This is a genomic window from Caulobacter sp. 05T431 (assembly GCF_056665975.1).
This window is the reverse complement of record NZ_JBFTKU010000031.1, coordinates 25331-45337: the sequence shown is the minus strand read 5'-3', so window position 1 is coordinate 45337 and position 20007 is coordinate 25331. Positions and strand designations below refer to the sequence as shown.

At 69.1% G+C, this 20007-nt stretch carries 21 protein-coding genes and 1 pseudogene; 10 read left to right on the top strand and 12 right to left on the bottom strand.

Annotated elements, in window-relative coordinates:
• Window positions 1-210, top strand: a pseudogene (locus AC1U89_RS22760) (VWA domain-containing protein); the annotation flags it as partial.
• A gap of 67 nt (window positions 211-277) precedes the next feature.
• Window positions 278-559, top strand: coding sequence for a UvrB/UvrC motif-containing protein (locus AC1U89_RS22755; protein WP_479901909.1), 282 nt, complete (start codon window positions 278-280; stop codon window positions 557-559).
• A gap of 4 nt (window positions 560-563) precedes the next feature.
• On the opposite strand, the gene AC1U89_RS22750 is transcribed toward AC1U89_RS22755, so the two are convergent.
• The gene (locus AC1U89_RS22750) at window positions 564-710 is read right to left on the bottom strand and encodes a hypothetical protein (protein ID WP_479901908.1); all 147 of its coding nucleotides are present in this window, start codon (window positions 708-710) and stop codon (window positions 564-566) included.
• 34 nt (window positions 711-744) lie between these two features.
• Entirely contained in the window at window positions 745-1620 is an 876-nt protein-coding gene (locus AC1U89_RS22745; protein ID WP_479901907.1) for a transglutaminase family protein, read from the bottom strand.
• A gap of 92 nt (window positions 1621-1712) precedes the next feature.
• On the opposite strand from AC1U89_RS22745, the gene AC1U89_RS22740 reads away from it, so the two are divergent.
• Both AC1U89_RS22740 and AC1U89_RS22735 read left to right on the top strand, forming a co-directional pair.
• Window positions 1713-2933 (top strand): putative DNA modification/repair radical SAM protein, encoded by a 1221-nt coding sequence (locus AC1U89_RS22740; RefSeq protein WP_479901906.1) that lies wholly within the window; start codon window positions 1713-1715, stop codon window positions 2931-2933.
• Window positions 2933-4357 carry a UdgX family uracil-DNA binding protein gene (locus AC1U89_RS22735; RefSeq protein ID WP_479901905.1) on the top strand — a complete coding sequence of 475 codons (1425 nt, stop codon included), beginning with the start codon at window positions 2933-2935 and terminating at the stop codon, window positions 4355-4357. The genes AC1U89_RS22740 and AC1U89_RS22735 overlap by 1 nt, the downstream gene beginning before the upstream one ends.
• Before the next feature lie 37 nt (window positions 4358-4394).
• On the opposite strand, the gene AC1U89_RS22730 is transcribed toward AC1U89_RS22735, so the two are convergent.
• Window positions 4395-5078, bottom strand: coding sequence for a TetR/AcrR family transcriptional regulator (locus AC1U89_RS22730; RefSeq protein WP_479901904.1), 684 nt, complete (start codon window positions 5076-5078; stop codon window positions 4395-4397).
• Window positions 5079-5301: 223 nt separating this feature from the next.
• Here AC1U89_RS22730 and AC1U89_RS22725 point away from each other — a divergent pair, with 223 nt between their 5' ends.
• Window positions 5302-7167, top strand: a complete 1866-nt coding sequence (locus AC1U89_RS22725) for a CHASE3 domain-containing protein (protein WP_479901903.1) — start codon at window positions 5302-5304, stop codon at window positions 7165-7167.
• A 2-nt stretch (window positions 7168-7169) separates the two neighbouring features.
• Here the strand turns inward: AC1U89_RS22725 and AC1U89_RS22720 are convergent, their stop codons facing one another.
• Window positions 7170-7379, bottom strand: coding sequence for a UvrB/UvrC motif-containing protein (locus tag AC1U89_RS22720; RefSeq protein WP_479901902.1), 210 nt, complete (start codon window positions 7377-7379; stop codon window positions 7170-7172).
• A gap of 115 nt (window positions 7380-7494) precedes the next feature.
• Between AC1U89_RS22720 and AC1U89_RS22715 the strand changes: the two genes are divergently transcribed.
• On the top strand, window positions 7495-8961 hold the full coding sequence (locus AC1U89_RS22715; RefSeq protein WP_479901901.1) for an MFS transporter: 1467 nt from the start codon (window positions 7495-7497) through the stop codon (window positions 8959-8961).
• Between the two features lie 109 nt (window positions 8962-9070).
• On the opposite strand, the gene AC1U89_RS22710 is transcribed toward AC1U89_RS22715, so the two are convergent.
• The 3 genes from AC1U89_RS22710 to AC1U89_RS22700 form a co-directional block, all read right to left on the bottom strand.
• Complete coding sequence (locus tag AC1U89_RS22710; protein ID WP_479901900.1) at window positions 9071-10132, bottom strand: Leu/Phe/Val dehydrogenase; 1062 nt, start codon at window positions 10130-10132, stop codon at window positions 9071-9073.
• A gap of 237 nt (window positions 10133-10369) precedes the next feature.
• Window positions 10370-11401, bottom strand: coding sequence for an alpha/beta hydrolase (locus AC1U89_RS22705; protein WP_479901899.1), 1032 nt, complete (start codon window positions 11399-11401; stop codon window positions 10370-10372).
• Window positions 11398-11985: a uracil-DNA glycosylase family protein gene (locus tag AC1U89_RS22700; RefSeq protein ID WP_479901898.1), complete on the bottom strand. Its 588-nt coding sequence runs from the start codon at window positions 11983-11985 to the stop codon at window positions 11398-11400. Before AC1U89_RS22700 ends, AC1U89_RS22705 begins: the two co-directional genes overlap by 4 nt.
• A 149-nt stretch (window positions 11986-12134) precedes the next feature.
• Here AC1U89_RS22700 and AC1U89_RS22695 point away from each other — a divergent pair, with 149 nt between their 5' ends.
• Window positions 12135-13202: a linear amide C-N hydrolase gene (locus AC1U89_RS22695; protein ID WP_479901897.1), complete on the top strand. Its 1068-nt coding sequence runs from the start codon at window positions 12135-12137 to the stop codon at window positions 13200-13202.
• Here AC1U89_RS22695 and AC1U89_RS22690 read toward each other — a convergent pair.
• Together AC1U89_RS22690 and AC1U89_RS22685 are read right to left on the bottom strand one after the other, a co-directional pair.
• Window positions 13199-13840 carry a glutathione S-transferase family protein gene (locus tag AC1U89_RS22690; protein ID WP_479901896.1) on the bottom strand — a complete coding sequence of 214 codons (642 nt, stop codon included), beginning with the start codon at window positions 13838-13840 and terminating at the stop codon, window positions 13199-13201. The genes AC1U89_RS22695 and AC1U89_RS22690 overlap by 4 nt on opposite strands.
• A 70-nt stretch (window positions 13841-13910) precedes the next feature.
• Window positions 13911-14219, bottom strand: coding sequence for a DUF3253 domain-containing protein (locus AC1U89_RS22685; protein WP_479901895.1), 309 nt, complete (start codon window positions 14217-14219; stop codon window positions 13911-13913).
• 113 nt (window positions 14220-14332) lie between these two features.
• Between AC1U89_RS22685 and AC1U89_RS22680 the strand changes: the two genes are divergently transcribed.
• Window positions 14333-14782 carry a PaaI family thioesterase gene (locus tag AC1U89_RS22680; protein WP_479901911.1) on the top strand — a complete coding sequence of 150 codons (450 nt, stop codon included), beginning with the start codon at window positions 14333-14335 and terminating at the stop codon, window positions 14780-14782.
• 41 nt (window positions 14783-14823) lie between these two features.
• Here the strand turns inward: AC1U89_RS22680 and AC1U89_RS22675 are convergent, their stop codons facing one another.
• The 3 genes from AC1U89_RS22675 to AC1U89_RS22665 all read right to left on the bottom strand — a co-directional run bounded on the left by AC1U89_RS22675 (window position 14824) and on the right by AC1U89_RS22665 (window position 17739).
• A complete protein-coding gene (locus AC1U89_RS22675) occupies window positions 14824-15441 on the bottom strand; it encodes a glutathione S-transferase family protein (protein WP_479901894.1) in 618 nt (205 codons plus the stop codon).
• Window positions 15442-15546: 105 nt separating this feature from the next.
• Window positions 15547-16827 (bottom strand): NupC/NupG family nucleoside CNT transporter, encoded by a 1281-nt coding sequence (locus AC1U89_RS22670; protein WP_479901910.1) that lies wholly within the window; start codon window positions 16825-16827, stop codon window positions 15547-15549.
• A gap of 156 nt (window positions 16828-16983) precedes the next feature.
• On the bottom strand, window positions 16984-17739 hold the full coding sequence (locus AC1U89_RS22665; RefSeq protein ID WP_479901893.1) for an EF-hand domain-containing protein: 756 nt from the start codon (window positions 17737-17739) through the stop codon (window positions 16984-16986).
• A gap of 313 nt (window positions 17740-18052) precedes the next feature.
• Here AC1U89_RS22665 and AC1U89_RS22660 point away from each other — a divergent pair, with 313 nt between their 5' ends.
• On the top strand, window positions 18053-19249 hold the full coding sequence (locus AC1U89_RS22660) for an ABC transporter permease (protein WP_479901892.1): 1197 nt from the start codon (window positions 18053-18055) through the stop codon (window positions 19247-19249).
• Window positions 19246-19995, top strand: a complete 750-nt coding sequence (locus AC1U89_RS22655; protein WP_479901891.1) for an ABC transporter ATP-binding protein — start codon at window positions 19246-19248, stop codon at window positions 19993-19995. Before AC1U89_RS22660 ends, AC1U89_RS22655 begins: the two co-directional genes overlap by 4 nt.
• Window positions 19996-20007: the final 12 nt, after the last annotated feature.

Genomic DNA, 20007 nt, shown 5'->3' with positions numbered 1-20007 from the left:
GTCGAGCACTGGAACGAGGAGCCCGGGGCTATCTGGATGAGCCGGGTCACCGATATCTACCAGAGCGCCGTCTGGCTGAACCCCACGCCCGAGCGGCACTGGGACTACACCCAGTCGATCGGCGTGATGAAGCAGCTGATGAACGACCGGATGTTCCCCCTGACGCTGGAGGGCCTGGACAAGGCCATGCGGGAGCTGGTGCGCGGCTAGATTGCCGCCGGCTTGACCCTTTCAGCGGACTGACGCGTTCTCCTGCCGCCGCAACCAGGATTCCGCCGTGTCCGACACCCCCGATCTGTCCGACCTCGAGGCGGCGATGGCGAAGGCCGTGGCGGCCGAGGATTTCGAGACCGCGGCCGCCTTGCGCGATCGCATCGCCGAGCTCAGAGGCGCAGGCCGAACGACAGCCGAGTCGTATCTCAGGCGCCAGGAGCCCGGGAAGATGGGCTTGGGCACGGATCAATCCAGCTATACGCCGCCCAAGGGTTGGGTTCCGCCGCCGAAGCCGAGTCCGATGACCAAGGGCCACTCGAAAGGCGGCCGTCGGACGAAGGGATAGTCGCCTAGTGCCCTGGACGCGGCTCGAACGAGCGCTTCTCGGGCACCTTCAGGCACTCAACGTCCGGCTTCTGGCCGTGCTGGGGCTTGGGTTCGGGATGCGGCAGGTGGCCGCCGCCCATCGGGGCTTGCTGCTGGAACGGTTTCATCATGGCTCTATCCTCCCGATTTTTCTTGTCATTTTTATCACGCCGCCGCTTCGAGGGCGTCCAGCGGACGCACCTCCACCCGGACGCTCAGATGGGCCTCGCCCGGCTCGCCGATGATCGTGCCCGACACCGGCCGCGCCTCGCCCGGCGTGCGGGTGGCCGCGACGCGGATCAGGTCCGGCGACTCAACGAGGCCGTTGGTGGGGTCGAACTCGGTCCAGCCCAGGTCGGGCAGGAACACCTCGCACCAGGCGTGTGTCGCCCCCGCCCCGCGTATGCCCCCGCCGGGACTGTGGACATAGCCGGTTGCGAACACCGCCGCATAGCCCAGCCGCCGCAGGGCCTCGACCATCAGCCAGGCGAAGTCGCGGCAGGTGCCGCTGCCGATGGCGACGGTCTCGGCGGGCGACTGCACTCCGGCCTCGTCGCGGGCCAGGTAGTCGAACTGGTCATGGATCGTGCGGTTCATCCGCAGCAGGAAGTCCAGCGCCGGCTCGTCCGGCCGCTCCATCTGGCCGCGCAGCCAGCGCAGCAGCGTGCGGTCCTGGTCCTCGGTGGCCGGGGTGATGAACGGGTTGAGCACCGCGCGGTCCTCGCGGGCGTAGACGATCGGCGAGACGGTGTGGGGATCGTCGATGCGCAGGCTGGTCAGGGGCGCGGGGAAGCGGTCGATGACCAGGCGGCTGGTGATGGTCAGGCTGTCGGCCTGCCCCTTCGGCGTGAACCAGCACACGCAGTTGCCCACGGCGTCGTAGGTCCAGCGCGTCTCACCCGGCAGCGAGGTCTGCAGCGAGGCGTCGCTGATGCGGATGGCGTGGCTGTCGCGCGGCCGGATCAGCAGCCGATGCGCCCCGAAGCCGACCGGCCGGGCGTAACTGTACCGGGTCTCGTGAAGGATGCTGAGCCGAGCCATAGGCTCAGCATAACCCCGCCCAACCTGCTTCGTTCCGTCACAGGCGGGTGATCGGCATGGACAGAACAAAATAGGAACAATAGGTTGGGCGGATGGCCGTCCTCGATCTGAAACGCAAGCTCGCCATCCTCTCCGACGCCGCCAAGTACGACGCCTCGTGCGCCTCCTCGGGCGCCGAGAAGCGCGTCTCCCTGGGCGGCAAGGGCGTCGGTTCGACCGAGGGCATGGGCATCTGCCACGCCTATGCGCCGGACGGCCGCTGCATCAGCCTGCTGAAGATCCTGCTGACCAACTTCTGCATCTACGACTGCGCCTATTGCGTGAACCGCGTGTCGTCCAACGTCCAGCGGGCCCGGTTCAGCGTGAAGGAGGTCGTCGACCTCACCCTGAACTTCTACAAGCGCAACTATATCGAGGGCCTGTTCCTGTCGTCGGGCGTGATCCGCACCGGCGACTACACGATGGAGGAGATGGTCCGGGTGGCCCGGAGCCTGCGGCTGGACCACGATTTCCGCGGATACATCCATCTGAAGCTGATCCCCGAAGCCTCGCCCGAACTGGCCGCCGAAGCCGGGCTCTATGCCGACCGGGTTTCGATCAATGTCGAGCTGCCGGCCGACGAGAGCCTGGCGGTGCTGGCCCCGGAAAAGGACGCGGCCGGGATCAAGAAGGCCATGGGCCGGATGCGCCTGCGGATCGAGGACCACGCCGAGCCCGCCCGCAAGGCCGGACGCCGCAAGTTCGCCACCGGCCAGTCGACCCAGCTGATCGTCGGGGCCGACGCGGCCCGGGACGGCGATATCCTGGCCCGCAGCGCCGCGTTGTACGGGTCCTACCATCTCAAGCGGGTCTACTACTCGGCCTTCAGCCCGATCCCCGACGGCAGCGCCCGCCTGCCCCTGAGCCGCCCGCCCCTGGTTCGCGAGCACCGCCTGTACCAGGCCGACTGGCTGATGCGGTTCTACGGTTTCGGCCAGGGCGAGATCGTCGCGCCCGGCGAGGACCTGGACCTGGCCGTCGATCCCAAGACCGCCTGGGCCCTTCGCCATCGCGGCGACTTCCCCGTCGACGTCAACACGGCCGATCGCGAGACCCTGCTGCGCACGCCGGGACTGGGCGCGCGGGGCGTCGACCGCATCCTGCGGGCCCGCTCCCAGACCCGCCTGACCCTGGACGACGTCAAGCGCGTCTGCGGCTCGGTCAAGCGCGCCAAGCCGTTCATCGTCACCGCCGACTGGAGGCCGGGCGCGGCCGTCGACGGCGACGACCTGCGCGCCTCGCTGGTCGCGCCGCAGCAGTTGAGCCTGTTCTGATGCGGGTGGCGCGGCTGGAGTCCGAGATCGACTTCGACGGCTGGCGCGTCGCCGCCCGGGCGCTGCGCGCGGAGGGCGTGCCGCCGGAGGCGGTGGTCTGGACGGTGGACCGGGAGCTGTTTTCGGAGCCCGTCCCTCCCCCTTGTGGGGAGGGAAAGACGTTTAGTGTCCCCAAGGCTTTCGTGGACCTCGCCGAGGCCGTGATCCTGCACCGCTCGCCCGAGCGCCTGGCCCTGCTCTACCGCATCCTCCATCGCCTCGAACGCCAGCCGCGCCTGCTCGACAACCCCGCCGACGCCGACATCGCCAAGGCCCGCGACATGGCCAAGGGCGTGGGCCGAGCGATCCACAAGATGCACGCCTTCGTGCGGTTCCGGCTGGTCGAGGACGCGGCGTCCGAGACCTATGCCGCGTGGTTCGAGCCGGCCCATCGGGTGACGGAGGCCGCGGCGCCGTTCTTCGCCCGCCGGTTCGCCAACATGACCTGGTCGATCCTGACGCCCGACGCCTGCGTCCATTGGGACCGCCGCACGCTGACGGTGTCGCCCGGCGCCGACCCCGCCGACGCGCCCTCGGAGGACGCCCAGGAGGAGATGTGGCGCACCTACTACGCCTCGATCTTCAACCCGGCCCGGCTGAACCCGGCGATGATGAAACAGGAGATGCCCAAGCGCTACTGGCGGAACCTGCCGGAGGCGGCGCTCATTCCGGAACTGATCGAGAAAGCCCGGAGCCGGACCGAGACCATGGTCGCCGCCCAGCCCACCAAGCCGTCGGAGCGCGTGCTCAAGGCCGCCCTGAAACACGCGCGGGACGGGTCGTTCGGCGAGAGCAACCTGGTCAATCTGGAAGAGGTGGCCGCCGGGGTGCTTGTCTGCCGCCGTTGCGACCTGTGGCGCGACGCCACCCAAGGCGTGCCGGGGCTGGGCCCCGACCGGGCGGCGCTGATGATCGTCGGCGAGCAGCCCGGCGACCAGGAAGACCTTCAGGGCGTCCCCTTCGTCGGCCCGGCCGGCCAGCTGCTGGACCGCGCGATGGCGCAGGCCGGCGTGCCGCGCGACCGTGTGTTCGTGACCAACGCGGTCAAGCACTTCAAGCACGAGCCGCGCGGCAAGCGGCGGATCCACAAGACGCCGGACCGCGGCGAGGTCCAGGCCTGTCGCTGGTGGCTGGACGCCGAGCGGCGGCTGGTGCGGCCCAAGGTCATTCTGGCCCTCGGCGCGACGGCGACGCAGGCGGTGTTCGGCAAGGCCCTGCCGATCGGCAAGACGCGGGGCCGGCGTCAGGCGCTGGACGGCGGCGAGACGGGGCTGGTCAGCTGGCACCCGTCGTTCATGCTGCGCATCCCCGACCCCGACGCCAAGGATCGCGCCTACGCGGAGCTGGTCGAGGATCTGAAGCAGGCGTGGAAGCTGGCGGGCTAGCGCCGGGGACACGCCGCAAGGGCATGCCCCCTGTCCATCAGGCCGAGAACCCCGCCTCGGCGAAGTTCAGCATCCGCCCCAGCAGCGCCTCGACGTCGGCCTCGCTGGTCGTGCCTTCCGACAGGACGTTCAGGCGGTCGAACTCGGCGAAGCGGTTGTTGTGCAGCATGCCCAGGGTGAAGTGCAGTCGCCAGTAGATCTCCTCGGCCGGCAGGTCAGGGCGCGCCTTGAGCAGGGCGTCGGAGAAGCGGCGCAGGTGGGTGACGTCGGTCTGCAGCACCTTGCGGATCTCGTCGGTGCCTTCGCTGCGGGCCCGGATCAGGAACTGCAGCGAGATGCGGCGCTCGTGGTCGGGGGCCAGCCACTTCAGCGGCGGGGTCAGCAGGGCGGCCAGGATCTCGCGCACGGGCGGGGCGCCTGCGTGGCGGTCGATCGCCTCGTGCAGCTTCTTGGCCCGCTCGCGGTTCAGCTCCACCGTGCGCCGACGGAAGATCTCGTACAGCAGGGCGTCCTTGGAGCCGAAGTGATAGTTCACCGAGGCCAGGTTGACGCCGGCCGCGGCGGTGATGTCGCGCACCGAGACGTTCTGGAATCCGTGCAGCGCGAACAGACGCTCGGCGGCGACGAACACCAGGTTCTTGGTGACGGCTTCGTTGTCGACGCCTTCGACGTCGGCTTCAGGCGCGGTGGTGACGGCAGCGCCGTCGCTCTTCGGACTCACTACGGTATCCCCTTTACCTGCGGGGAAGTCTTACGGCCGTTCGAAATTGGCGCAAGCGTCAAGATGGAACGCGGACGGAGGAATTCTGAAAGCGGCGCCAGCGAGGCGCCTTTCGCCGAGGTTTCGACGGCGGCGGCGTGTCACCACGTTTGGCGCTCCCCTCGATTCCACGTATCTAGCCTGGGTTCGAGGGGATGGGACACCCATCGGGGAGTAATCGAGTTTGGCGCCTGATCTGTCGACCGAGGCCGTTCCGCGGGGCCGGGGCGTTCGCCTTAGCCTTGTCATAGGCTTCCTGCTGCTGGTCTGCGCCGCGGTGGCGGCCATCGTCGTGGCCGTGACCAGCGCGGGCGCCGAGCGCTGGGCGGCGCACTCGGTGGAGGTCCGGCGCATCCAGGCGGTGATGTTCAGCGCGGTGCAGGACGCCGAAACCGCCCAGCGTGGCTACCTGCTGACCCAGGACCCGGTCTATCTGCAACCCTACAACGCGACCCACGATCGGTTGCCGGTGTTGAGGCGCGAACTGCACGCGGCGGTCGCCGACAACGCCGCCCAGCAACGGCGGCTGACGGCGCTGGACCAGGCGATCGACATCAAGCTGGCCGAGTTGGACCGCACAGTGGCCCAGGCCCGCGCCGGTCGCGCCGACCTGGYGATCGCCCGCCTGAAGACCAACCAGGGCAAGGCGATGATGGATCGCGTGCGCGCCCTTAGCCATGACTTCGAGACCGCCGAGGCGAACCTGCTGGCCCAGCGCCAGGTCGCCGTCGCCGACCAGCGGTCGCTGTTGATCGGGGTGATCGTCCTGGCCCTGGTCGGCGCCGGGGTCCTGGCCTATGCGGTCGCCCGCGAGACCCGGGACCACGCCCGCGAACTGACCGGCCACAACCTGGCCCTCAGGACCGAGATCGCCCAGCGCGAACGCGCCGAGGCCCAGCTCCGCCAGGCCCAGAAGATGGAAGCGCTGGGCCAGCTGACCGGCGGCGTCGCCCACGACTTCAACAACATGCTGGCGATCATCGTCGGCAATCTGGACATGCTGATCCGCCGGCTGTCGGGGCAGGAGAAGCTGCTCAGCCTGGCCGAGAACGCCCTGTCCGGCGCCAACCGCGCGGCGGCCCTGACCAAGGGCCTGCTGGCCTTCTCGCGCCAGCAGCCGCTGGACCCCAAGCCCACCGACGTCAACAAGTGCGTGGCCGACATGTCGGAGCTGCTGCGCCGGGCGCTGGGCGAGCACATCGCGGTCGAGACCGTGCTGGCCGGCGGCCTGTGGCGCGCCTTCGTCGATCCGCCGCAGCTGGAAAGCGCCATCCTGAACCTGGCGGTCAACGCCCGCGACGCCATGAGCGAGGCCAATCTGGGCGGCGGCCGCCTGACGATCGAGACCTCGAACGCCTTCCTCGACAAGGTCTATGCCGACGCCCATGACGAGGTCGAGGCTGGCCAGTTCGTGCTGGTGGCGATCACCGACACCGGCGGCGGCATGACGCCCGAGGTGATGGAGCGGGCCTTCGACCCGTTCTTCACCACCAAGCGGCTGGGCGAAGGCACGGGCCTGGGCCTCTCCCAGGTGCACGGCTTCCTCAAGCAGTCGCGCGGCCACATCAAGCTCTACAGCGAGTTGGGCGTGGGCACGACGGTCAAGCTGTACCTGCCGCGCGACACCCAGGGCCTGCCGTTCGAGGAGCCGCTGGCTCCCGCCCCGGTCGTGGCCCGCGGCGAGGCCTTCACCGTGCTGGTGGCCGAGGACGATCCGGGCGTGCGCAGCTTCACGGTCAGCGCCGCCCGCGAGCTGGGCTACAAGGTGATCGAGGCCGACGGCGCGGCGGTGGCCCTGGAGCGGTTGGCCCAGCGTCCGGAGATCAACCTCCTGCTGACCGACGTGGTCATGCCCGGGTCCAACGGCCGCCAGCTGGTKGACGCGGCCCTGGCCCTGCGACCGGACCTGAAGGTGGTCTACATGACCGGCTACACCCGCAACGCCATCGTCCACAACGGCACGCTGGACGCGGGCACCCGTCTGCTGACCAAGCCGTTCACCCTGGAACAGCTGGACCGCGAACTGCGCGACGCCCTGATCGAGCCATAGGCCTATTGCAGGCGGAAGCCGGCCTTGCCGGTCTCGCGGTTCTTGAAATAAGCGGCCTGGGGACCGTCCGCGCCGGGTTGTTCCAGCACGCGCTGGTCGCGGCGGATCTGGTCGATCTGGCCGCGCAGCAGGGTGGCGGTCTCGAAATCCTCGGAGGCGACGGCCTGGGCCATCTCCTCCTCCAGTTCCGACAGATGGGTCTCCTGGGTCATGGCGGGCTCCCGGCGTGTGCACGGAGGATAACGCGCGAAACGCCGGATCGGCCGGCCCACCCACTTTGGATCAGGCGACTTGAGATCGCGCCCCGGCAGGCGTAAGCCGCCCGTCGTGTCGACCGATCAGCTTTCCCCTTCGCCGGACAATTCGGTTCTCGGAACCCGGCTGATCTCGCTGGCCGTGGCCAGCGCCCTGCTGATGGAGTTCATCGACTCCACCGCCCTGTCGACCGCCCTGCCCACCCTGGCCCGGGCCTTCAGCGTCGATCCCATCCACCTGAAGCTGGCCCTGACCTCCTACATCCTGGCCCTGGCGGTGTTCACGCCGGCCAGCGGCTGGGCGGCCGAAAGGTTCGGCGCGCGGCGGGTGTTCATGACGGCCATGGTCGTGTTCCTGGCCGGCTCGGCCCTGTGCGGCCTGTCGCGGAACCTGGAGGCCCTGGTGGCCTCGCGCATCCTGCAGGGGATCGGCGGGGCGATGATGACGCCGGTGGCCCGGCTGATCGTCGTGGGCTCCACGCCCAAGGACAAGCTGATCCGGGCCATGGGCTGGTTCACCATGCCCGCCCTGGTCGGCCCACTGATCGGCCCTCCCCTCGCCGGCCTTGTGTTGGCCGTGGCCGACTGGCCGTGGATCTTCTACCTGAACCTGCCGATCGGCCTGCTGGGCATGACCGCGGTGATGCGCTTCGTGCCCAAGAGCCAGCCGAACAAGGAGATGGGCCGGTTCGACACCCCGGGCTTCCTGCTGTCGGCCCTGGCGATCAGCGGCCTGGTGGTGGTGGCAGAGACGGCGGGCCTGTCGCTGCTTCCGCCTTGGGGGCAGCTGGGCATCCTCGCCCTGGCCCTCTCGTCGGGCTGGCTCTACCTGCGCCTGGCCAAGGCCAAGCCCAAGCCGATCCTCGACCTCGACCTGCTGAAATACCGCACCTTCCGCGCCAGCCTGCTGGGCGGGACGCTGGTGCGGCTGGGCATCGGGGCCAGCCCGTTCCTGATGCCGCTGCTGCTGCAGGTGGCCCTGGGCTGGAGCCCGCTGAAGGCCAGCGCGGTGACCCTGGGCACGGGCGTGGGGGTGCTGATCGCCCGGCCGTTCGCCGCCGCCGGCCTCAAGCGCTTCGGCTTCCGCACCTCGCTGGCGGTGTTCGTCACGGCCACGGCGATCCTGACCGCCGCGCCCGGCTTCTTCACCCTGGCCACCCCGATGGCGGTGATGACGGGCGCGCTGTTCCTGGCCGGCTTCTGTCGCTCCAACCAGTTCATCGCCGCCAACACCATCGCCTATGCCGACGTGCCCCAGGCCAGGGTGGCCTCGGCCTCGACCCTGTCGGCCGTCGCCCAGCAGGTGGGCCTGGCCCTGGGCGTCAGCTTCGGCGGCCTGATGCTGCACCTGGYGCGCGGCCATGGCGCCCACCTGACGCCCGACCGGTTCACCTGGCCGTTCCTGGCCATCGGCTTGGTCACGCTGCTGGCTCTGCCGGTCTATCTGCGGCTGGATCGGGACGCCGGGGCGGAGATTTCGGGACGGGTGCGGGCGACTGAAACCCTCTCCCAGAGGGAGAGGGAGGGACCCGCCGCGTAGCGGTGGGAGGGTGAGGGGTTACACCTTCACCGATTTCGCACGAACGCCCTGCCGGCGCGCCGGCCGAGGCCGTAGTCCCTCACCCTGCCCTCTCCCTAGGGAGAGGGTTCTAGTTGCGCGCCGCCGCGATCCGCGCCCGCGCGATCTCGTCGGCCACCAGGTTGGCCGGGCGCTTGTCGACCAGCGAGTGGTCCAGCACCTCGCCCAGGGTCTGGGCCAGGCGGTCCAGCTTGGCGGCCACCCAGGCCGGGTCGAAGGCCGCGCCGGCCTCCAGGGCGCGGATCTCGCCGGCCACGTTGATGATGCCGCCGCCGTTGATCACGTAGTCGGGGGCGTAGAGGATGCCGCGATCGTACACCGCCTGGCCGATCGTCTTGTCGGCCAGCTGGTTGTTGGCCCCGCCGGCGATCACCTTGACCTTCAGGCGCGGCAGGGTCGTGGCCGAGATCGCGCCGCCCAGGGCGCAGGGGGCGAAGACGTCGGCCTCGACATCGAAGATGGCGTCGGTCGAGACGATCCGGGCGCCGGTCTTGGCCGCCACCTCGTCCAGGGCGTGCTGGTTGACGTCGGCGATGATCAGCTTGGCGCCGGCGGCGTGCAGCTTCTCGGCCAGATAGGCGCCGACGTGGCCGACGCCCTGGATGGCGACGGTGACGCCGTTCAGGTCGCGGTTCAGGGCCCGCTGGACGCACAGGCGCACGCCGCGGAACACGCCCTCGGCGGTGACCGGCGACGGGTCGCCCGAGGCGGCCGCGTGGCCTTCCAGGCCGGCGACGTACTGGGTGGTGCGGCGGGTGGCGACCAGGTCGGCCGGCGAGACGCCGACGTCCTCGGCCGTCCAGTACTTGCCTTCCAGGCTCTCGACGGCGCGGCCGAAGGCCTCGAACAGCTCCGGCGTCTTCTGGCTGCGGGCGTCGCCGATGATCACGGCCTTGCCGCCGCCGAACTCGAGGTCGGCCATGGCGTTCTTGTACGACATGCCCTTCGACAGCCGCAGGGCGTCGGTCACGGCGGCGTCGGCGCTGGAATAGTCCCACATCCGGCAGCCGCCGGCGGCGGGTCCCCGGGCGGTGGAGTGGACGGCGATGATCGACTTCAGGCCGGTTTTTTCGTCAAAGAACGCGTGTACGCCTTCGTGTCCCTCGAAATCCGGGGAATCGAACAAGGTCATGCCGTGAGTCCTGCCCTAAGTCAGAAAGTTTGCGCGCGGGTGTACGCTGGCCAGGTGGTGTGAACAAGCCCTTGCCCACATGGCTTATCGCCACATCCACCAACATCCGCTCATCCCGGCGAATGCCGGGACCCAGATGGAATGGCGGTGTGGCTGACGCCAAGAGCGCCGAGCCCTTACAATCAGCCACCCAACTTCAGGATCTGGGTCCCGGCATTCGCCGGGATGAGCGGAGTTTTATTGCTTGGACAACTGGCTGCGCACCACGTTCGGCGCGGTCGGCGCCCCCGGGATGGGCGGAGCGCCGGACGGCAGGTCGGCCAGCGGGTCCTTCAGGAACGCCGCCGCATCGGTCCACACCACCTGGGCCTGCTTGTCGACCAGCAGCAGGTGCCAGCCGTCGGCGTAGTAGGCCGAGCGGTCGTCGGGCTTGAGCCGCCGGGCCGCCTCCATGGTCGGCTCCTTGGGGATGATGTGGTCGTTGGCCCCGTAGAAATAGGCGACCGGCACCTGGACCTTGCCCAGCGACGCCCAGGCCTTCTCCATCAGCCCGACCAGGCCGTAGAGGGTGTCGGACCGCGCGCCCCAGATCATCAGCGGATCGCGACCCATGCGCCGCAGCTCGTCKATGTTGTCGGTGGGCTGGACGTTCTTGACCAACCACTCGGGCGGCTTGACCACCCAGCTGCGCGTGGTGTGGGCGGTGATCCACAGGCTGGTCTTGTAGGGCAGCGGCTGGTTCGACCAGCCCCAGACAGCCGGGGCGAACAGCAGCAGGCGATCGACGGCCGGCGCGCGGTCCGAAGCCATGGCGACGATGGCCAGGGCCCCGCCCATGCTCTCGCCGGCCAGGGCCACCTTGGCCTCGGGATGGGCCTCGCGGACCAGAGCGACGGCGGTGCGGACGTCCTCGACCACCAGGTCCGGCGGGGCCCAGACGCCGCGGTCGGGCGAACGGCCGAAGCCCCGGACGTCGAGGGCGTAGGTGGCGATCCCCTGCTGGGCCCAGAACGGTCCGGCCAGGTGGAAGGCGTTGGAATAGTCGTTCATGCCGTGCAGGGCGACGATCACCTGGGTGACGGGCGTCCCCTCGGGCGGCAGCCACTTCATCATGCCCAGCTTCTTGCCGTCGAAGCTGAACAGGCCGTCGTCGTCCAGGCGCGGACCGCGATAGCCCAGCTGCCCCGGTCCCGGACGCTGGGTCACCGGGGTGCAAGCGGCCAGGCCGGCTGCGCAGGCCGCGCCGAGAAGGAGAATCCGACGATTCATGACGCCAGGATGCCCGCCACTCGGCGGCGAAGATAGGGCGTGACCTCGGCGTCGAACCAAGGGTTGCGCTTGAGCCAGCCGGTGTTGCGCCAGGACGGGTGGGGCAGCGGCAGGACGCCCTGGTCGATATAGTCGCGCCAGGCGGCGACGGTGTCGGTCATGTTCGCCTTCATGCGGGACTCCAACGCCCAGGCTTGGGCATGGCTCCCGACCAGCAGGGTCAGCTCGACGTTCGGCAGGGCCGCCAGCAGCGGCTTGCGCCACAGCGCCGCGCAGCGGGGCGGCGGCGGATAGTCGCCGCCCTTCGGGTTGGTGCCCGGAAAGCAGAAGGCCATGGCCGCCACACCGATCTCCGGGCGACCGTAGAAGGTCTCGCGATCGACGCCCATCCACTCGCGCAGACGCTTTCCGGATGGGTCGTTGAACGGCAGGCCCGTCTCGTGGACCAGCCGCCCCGGCGCCTGGCCGCAGATCAGCAGCCGCGTCCCCACGTCCACCCTCACCACCGGCCGCGGCGTATGCGGCAGGTATGGCGCGCAAGCCCGGCAGGCGGCGATGTCGGCGATGGTGGCGTCCAGCGGCATGCCGCTGACTTAGGCTCCTCCCTCCGGATGGCAAGCGGGGCGCGGCGTCGCGGATCAGGAAATCGCAGGAGGCCGACTAGAGCCCTTCCCTGATTGTCCAGCCTCGGGCGGGCGCCCGATCAATGGCGTTCCACACGGAGGAAACCGTCATGCCGCAGACGCTCGCCGCCTGGATCGTCGTCGCCCTGGCCATCGCCGTCACCCTGGCCGCGCCCATCGCCCAGGCCTGCACCCGCGTGGTCTATCTGGGTCCGAACGACAACATCATCACCGCCCGGTCGATGGACTGGAAGGTGGACGTCCAGACCAACCTCTGGATCTTCCCTCGCGGCGTCGCCCGCGACGGCCAGGCTGGCCCCAACTCGATCAAGTGGACCTCGAAATACGGCAGCGTGATCGCCACCGGCTACGAGATTTCCACCACCGACGGCGTCAACGAGAAGGGCCTGATGGCCAATGTGCTGTGGCTGGTGGAGTCGCAGTACCCGCCGTTCGGCAAGGGCAGCAAGCCGGGCCTGACCATCGCCGCCTGGGCCCAGTACGTGCTGGACAACTACGCCACCGTGGCCGAGGCGGTGGCGGCCCTGGAGCAGGAGCCCTTCACCATCGTCACCGACGCCGTGCCCGGCGAGGCGCGCCTGGCCACCCTGCACCTGTCGATGTCGGACGCCACCGGCGACAGCGCCATCGTCGAATATATCGGCGGCAAGCAGGTGATCCACCACGGCCGCCAGTACCAGGTGATGACCAACTCGCCGACCTTCGACCAGCAGTTGGCCCTGGTCGCCTACTGGAAGCAGATCGGCGGCACGGTCATGCTGCCCGGCACGAACCGGGCCTCGGACCGCTTCGCCCGCGCGGCGTTCTACGTCAACGCCATCCCCAAGGACGAGGACCCCAACCGCGCCCTGGCCAGCGTGTTCAGCGTGATCCGCAACGCCTCGGTGCCCTACGGGATCACCACTCCGGACGAGCCGAACATCTCGTCCACCCGCTGGCGCACCGTGTTCGACCACAAGCGCAAGCTCTACTTCTTCGAGTCGGCCCTGACGCCGAACACCTTCTGGGTGGACCTCAAGAAGATCGACTTCTCGGAGAAGGCGCCGGTGAAGCGGCTGGACCTGGGCAAGGACCAGGACCACACCTATTCGGGCGACGCGACCGCCGACTTCAAGCCGGCGACGCCGTTCAAGTTCCTGGGCCTGTCCGGCCCCTAGGCGACCGCGCCCAGCAGGCGCTTTTCCTTGGCCACCCGCTCGGCGAACGAGGGCCGGGCCAGGATCGCCTCGACATAGGCCTTGGTCCGGGGCCAGGCCGACAGGTCGAAGCTCAGGTGATCGAGATTGGCGAACGGGCTGGCCACGGCCAGGTCGGCCAGGGTTATCCGGTCCTCCAGCAGGAAGCCGCCGGCGTCGGGCACGATGCGTTCCAGATAGTCCAGCAGCGGCGGGATCGTCTCGCGCTCGGCCTTGACGCAGGCCCCCTCGTCGCCGGTCACGCCCATGAACTTGGGCCCGACGATGCGGTTGAAGAACAGCGGCCCCGCCGCGGCGACCACGATGGTGTCGGCGAACTCCTCGAACCAGATCGCCCGGGCGCGGTTGCGCGGGTCCAGCGGGATCAGGTTCGGCTCGGGATGCAGGGCTTCCAGATAGGTGATGATCGCCGAGGAGTCGGAAATCTGGAAATCGCCGTCCTTGAAGCCCGGGATCTTCTTGAACGGGCTGCAGGCCAGGAAGTCGGCGTCCGGTTCGCCCGGACGCGGGACCTTGTTCTCCAGCGTCAGCCCCTTCTCGGCCCCGAAGGCCAGGGTCTTGCGCACATAGGGCGACAGAGACGAGCCGTAGACGATCATGGTGGACCCTCCCTTATGAGTTCAACTCATAGGTCCACCGATCGCGTTTTGAATCAAGACTTAGGTGCGATCAGTCCTCGCCGCCCTCGTCCGCCCCGCCCTCGTCGGCGACCTTCTCGAAGCTGGTCGGGTCGCCGTCCTGGCGCAGGCGCAGGCGGTAGACGCCGCKGAAGGTCTCGGGATCGGCCGGCTTGTTGTGGCGCAGGATGACGATCTGGCCCTGGCGCGCCAGCTCGATGGCGTCGGTGCGGATGTGGCCCAGCAGGCGCTGCCAGCGCTCGGGCTGGATCGCCTTGGCCACCGACATCGGGTCGATGGACTTGCCGGGCGCCACGGCGGCCAGTTGCGAGAGGATGGTGTCTTGGATCGGGGTGGTCATGGGCGGAGGGAATGACACGAATCCGTCAGCAGCGCGAGCGGGGCCGCTTGCCTCCGGCCATGGGTCGCCTTAGGTCCTCAAAGACAACGCAGAAGACTATCGTGGGGACGGCCATGGACGGCGGCAACGAGATCTGGGACGGGCCCAAGCTGGTGACGGACGGCGAATGGGCCGGCTGGCGCACCTGGGCCGGCATGGACGCCTTCGAGGACCAGACCGGACCGTTCTACTTCAAGGAGGAGGACGGCGTCGTCCGCAGCGCCTTCCGCGCCGAGGCCCGCCACATGAACGGCGGCGGCTTCATGCACGGCGGGTGCATGATGACCTTCGCCGACTATTCGCTGTTCTCGATCTCGTGGGCGCACCTGAAGGACGTCCGCGCCGTGACCGTCAGCCTGAACGGCGAGTTCCTGGGCCCGGCCAGGGCCGGCGACCTGGTGGAGTCGACCGGCGAGGTCACCAAGGCCGGCGGCTCGCTGCTGTTCGTGCGCGGCCTGATCTCGACCGGCGGCGCGCCTATGCTGAACTTCTCGGGCGTGATCAAGAAGATCAGGCTGCGGTAGATTGGGGACCGGCGCATGCGCCTGTCCCCGGCCGTGGAGCGCTAGACCCCCGCCTTCGCCGCCGGGCGGGCCATCATGCCGTCCAGCCAGCGCTTGACATTGGCCAGCTCCGGGTCGGGCCGGAACCGGGCCATGCGGGCGAAGTCGAGGCCGGTGGCGGCCAGGATGTCGGCCATGGTCACGCGCTCGCAGGCGATGAATTCGCTCTCGGCCAGGCGGCGGTCCAGCATCTTCAGCCCCCGCTCCGCGATCGAGCGGTTGCCGGCGGCGATCTCGGGCACCTGGGTCTCGATGGCGGCCAGGGCCGGATGGGTGTGCCGGACCAGCATCATCAGCGGCGTGGCCACCATCATCTCGGCCCGGCGCGACCACATCTCGATCACCGCCGCCTCGCAGGCGTCCTCGCCGAACAGGTTGGGCTCGGGATAGCGGCTTTCCAGGAAGCGGCAGATGGCCACCGACTCGGTGATCGTCTGACCGTTGTCCATCTCCAGCGCCGGCACGTTCGGCAGGCCGGCCTTGGCCAGGTATTCGGGGGTGCGGTGCTGGCCGCCGAAGATGTCGACGTCAACGATCTCGATGTCGTCGATCCCCTTCTCGGCCATGAACCACCGCACGCGGCGGGGATTGGGAGCGCGGCGGCTGTCGTAGAGCTTCAACGAAAAATCCTCCCGGCTTTTGACCGGGAGGATGCTTCGGTTCCGTCGGGGAAGGAAACCCCCTCCGTCCCTTCGGGACACCTCCCCCAGAGGGGGAGGAAGAGCCTAGAGCCCGAACCAGCCGCGCGGCATCAGGCCGATCAGCGAGCCCGTCAGGCAGGTGGCCAGGAAGCCGGCCATCATCGCCTTCCAGACCAGGCCCAGCACCTCCTGCCGGCGCGTGGGCACCAGCACCGAGAAGCCGGCGACGTTCATGCCCACCGAGCCGATGTTGGCGAAGCCGCACAGCGCATAGGTCATGATCATCCGGGTGCGCGGGTCCAGCAGCTCGGGGCCGACCTTGGCCAGCTGGATGAAGGCGGTGAACTCGGTCAGGATCAGCTTGACGCCCAGCAGGCCGCCGGCGCTGCCGGCCTCCTTCCACGGGATGCCCATGGACCAGGCCAGGGGCGCGAAGACCACGCCCAGGATGCGGGCGATGCTCAGATGCTCGCCACCCACCATCGGCAGGGCGAACAGGATCTTGTCGACCATGGTGGCCAGGGCGATGAAGACGATCAGGGTGGCGCCGACGTTCAGGGCGATCTGCAGGCCGTCGGTGGTGCCCTTCATGACCGCGTCGATCGAGCTGCCGTAGGTCTTGTCCTCCTCGGCCAGGTCCAGGTCGTCGGACTTCTCGCTGGGATCGCCGGGCACCATGATCCGGGCCAGCAGCACCCCGGCCGGGGCCGAGATCAGCGAGGCGGCCAGCACGTGGGCGGCGGCGTTGGGCAGCACGTCGTGCAGGATGGTGGCGTAGGCCACCATGGTCGAGCCGCTGACGCAGGCCATGCCGACCGCGATCAGCATGAACAGCTCAGAACGGGTCAGGCGCTCCAGATAGGCGCGGATGAAGATCGGCCCTTCGATCTGGCCCATGAAGATGGTGGCGGCGGTGGCGAGAGCCGGCGGGCCGCGCAGGCCCAGGGTCTTCTGGAACAGGAAGCCCAGCCCCTTGGCCAGCCACTTCAGGATGCCCCAGTGCCACAGCAGGGCCGACAGGGCGCAGACCACCAGGATCACCGGCATGACGCGGAAGGCGAACAGGAAGCCGGCCCCCGGATTGGTCTCGGTATAGGGCGGCGTGGTGCCCGACAGGTAGCCGAACACAAAGTTGGTCCCGGCTTGAGTCGACGAGGCCAGGCCCTCGACCGCGCCGTTCACGCCCTGCAGGGCGTCGCGCGTGGCCGGCAGGCGGAACAGCACGAAGACCAGGACCAGCTGGATGGCGATCGCGCAGACGGCCAGAACCAGCGGAAAGCGCTTGCGGTTCTCGGAGACGAGCCAGCAAAGGCCGAGGATCAGCGCCACGCCCGCCAGGGCCTGGACGTTCTCGGGAAGGAAGATCAAGACGAAGGATCCTAGATGAGCGACGCGCCCCCGCGACGCGGCCAAGGGCCCAAATGACTATGAATGGGGTGCGGCGTGCAAGCGCTATGCGCGCGAAACCGCGAGGGCCGGGCGATCTGCCCGACCCTCGCGCGTCCCGGGATCAGGCCGACTTCACGCCGCGACGTCGACCGAGGACGTGGTCGAGCCGGTGGACGTCGTGGCGTTGGTGAGGTTGGCGGTCAGCTGGGCCAGCAGCTTCTGCATCAGGTCTGAGGCGTCGCTGGAGACGTCCGAACCCAGCTGATCGACCGACGCGCTCAGGGTCTGGGCCAGTTCGGCGGCCGAGACCACGCCGTCGCCGTTCAGGTCGGCCGGATCGGTCGAGTCGGACGTCGACGAGCCGCTCTCGTCGGTCCCGCCGGAGGGCGGCGGTCCGGGCGGCGGGCCGCCGGCCCCGTGCGGTCCGCCGTGCTGCGGCTTCATCGCCTGGAACTCGCTGGCCGACAGCTTGCCGTCGCCGTCGGTGTCGCCGCTGGAGATCATGTTCGAGGCCATGTCGGTGGCGTTGGGCGCGTCCGACGGCAGGTCCGCCGGCGCGTGGGCCGCCATGGCCGTGGCCAGCTCGTCGCTGGTCACCGAACCGTCGCCGTCCGCGTCGGCGTCGGCGAACATCGCGGCGGCGCGGTCGCTCTGGTCGGTCTGCTGGGTCGACAGCAGCGAGGCCAATGTATCGGCCCCGAAACCTTGGCCCGACGAGGACCAGCCCTGCATCGGCGGCGGCGGACCGTTCTTGCCGCCGGTCTGCAGGTTTTGCCCGATCGACGACAGCGCGTCGGCGGACGTGGAATCGGTCTGGGTCGCGGTCGTCGCCCGGGTCTGCAGCAGCTGTTGCAGAAGCGATGAGGACCCGACGCTGGAGATGGTCATCTGTCTCTCCTCTCAAGGAAGGAGCGCCGGTCCCTGCGCCGGGCGCCCGCGCCGAAGGCTCGACGCGGTCAGCGAGGTGCGAAAAACGTGCCCCATTTCAAGTTGTTACGAGGGCGATACAATGACCCCGGCGTCGATACGCAGGGAACGGGCGGGCAAGCTTCACCGGGTGGCGAGGGCTGGCGCATGCGCCGCCAAAACGCGCAAGGCGCCGCTTCCGTGACCCGCCTGACACGCCTTAACCCGATTTAACTTGGCCGCTTGAAGTTCACCGGTCATTGCTGCAACCCTAGATGTGGGGAGCGTTTCAAGCATGTCGTTGGCCTTGGCCACACTGTTGTACGAGTGGCGTAGATACATGGCGGCGGTCGTCGCCCTGGCCTTCTCGGGCCTGCTGGTCCTGGCCCAGGTCGGCATCTTCGTCGGCATCGGCAAAGGCTTCACCGCTCAGATCGACCGCGCCCGCGCCGACATTATGATCCTGGGCCCCGGCGCCAAGGCGCTGTTCAACGGCGGCCCGTCCGGCCTGCCGCGCCGCATGATCCCCCTCGTCTACACCCACCCCGAGGTGGTGCAGGTGGCCCCGCTGGACGGGTCCGGCGGCCGCTTCCAGAACATCCTGTCGCCCGAGCAGCAGGCCAAGGCCGAGGCCCGCGCCAAGAAGGGCGGCAAGGGCGGCGGCGGGGGCGGCCGCAAGAGCGAGTTCGTCAACGTCACCGTCATCGACGCCATCCCCGGCTACGTCACCGTGCCCACCGACTACACGCCGGGCATGGTCGAGGCCCTGCGCCAGCCCTACGCCGTGGCGGTGGACCGCACCGCCCTGCCCCGCCTGGGCGTCAAGAAGGGCGACAAGGCGCTGTACAACGGCAAGACCATCACCATCGGCGTGGTCACCGACGGCTATCCGAACATCATCCAGCCCACCCTGGTGATGTCGCGCGACACCCTGCGGATGCTGGGCGAGGCCGACACCGGCCAGCGCGTCGGCCCGTTGATGGTGCAGATCCGCGACCCGGCCCGCGCCGAGATCGTCGCGGCCCAGCTGAACAAGAAGGGCGACGGCAAGTTCCGCGCCTGGACCCGTCAGGAGCTGGCCGACGCCAATTCCGGCGCGATGTTCGAGGACCAGATCATCGGCATCATCCTGGGCTTCTCGGCGTTCCTGGGACTGTTCATCGGGGTGGTGATCACCTGGCAGACCCTGCGCCAGGCGATCATGGCCAACATCAAGGAGTTCGCCAGCCTGCGCGCCCTGGGCGTGTCGATGGGCGACCTGCGCAACATCGTCATGGAGCTGAGCTTCTGGGTCGGCGTGGTCGGCGTCCTGGCCTCCGGCCTGCTGACCTGGCTGGTCTGGCTGATCGCCACGGCCAACGGCGTGCCGATGGCCTTCCCGCCGGCGCTGGTGGGGCTGGTCTCGGTCTTCCTGATCGTCATCGCCATGCTGTCCGGCTTCCTGTCGCTGGGCATCCTCAAGAACAGCCAGCCCGCGGACCTTTTGCGATGAACGGCGACCACAGCCACAAGCGCGGCGAGAGCGCCCTGATGGCCAAGGGCCTGGTCAAGCGCTTCAAGACCGGCCGCACCTTCATCGAGGTGCTCAAGGGCGTGGACTTCGACGCCAAGCACGGCGACGTGACCATGGTCATGGGCCCGTCGGGCTCGGGCAAGTCGACCCTGGTGGCGGCCCTGTCGGGCCTGCTGCGTCCCGAGGAGGGCAAGGTCCAGGCGATGGACACGCCCGACCTGTGGAAGCTGTCKGCCGGCAAKATCGACAAGTTCCGCCTCGACCACTGCGGCTTCATCTTCCAGGGCTTCAACCTGTTCCCGGCCCTGACCGCCAAGCAGCAGGTGATGACGGCGCTGAAGTACCAGGGCGTCGGCCCGGGCGAGGCCGGCCGGCGCGCCCAGGCGGTGCTGGAGTCGGTGGGCCTGGGCCCCCGCGTCAACCAGCGTCCGTCCGAGCTGTCGGGCGGCGAGAAGCAGCGCGTGGCTATCGCCCGCGCCCTGGCCAAGAACCCGAACCTGATCTTCGCCGACGAGCCCACCTCGGCCCTGGACGGCAAGAGCGGCGAGGTGGTCATCCGCCTGCTGCGCCAGGCCGCCACCGAGCGTGGCGCGGCGGTGATCTGCGTGACCCACGACCCGCGGCTGGAAGCCTATGCCGACCGCGTCATCCACATCGAAGACGGCCGCATCCTGGACGACGTGCGTAGAACGCCCGACGCCAATCCGCCGCCGCTCAGCCACTGATTTCTGGGGAAT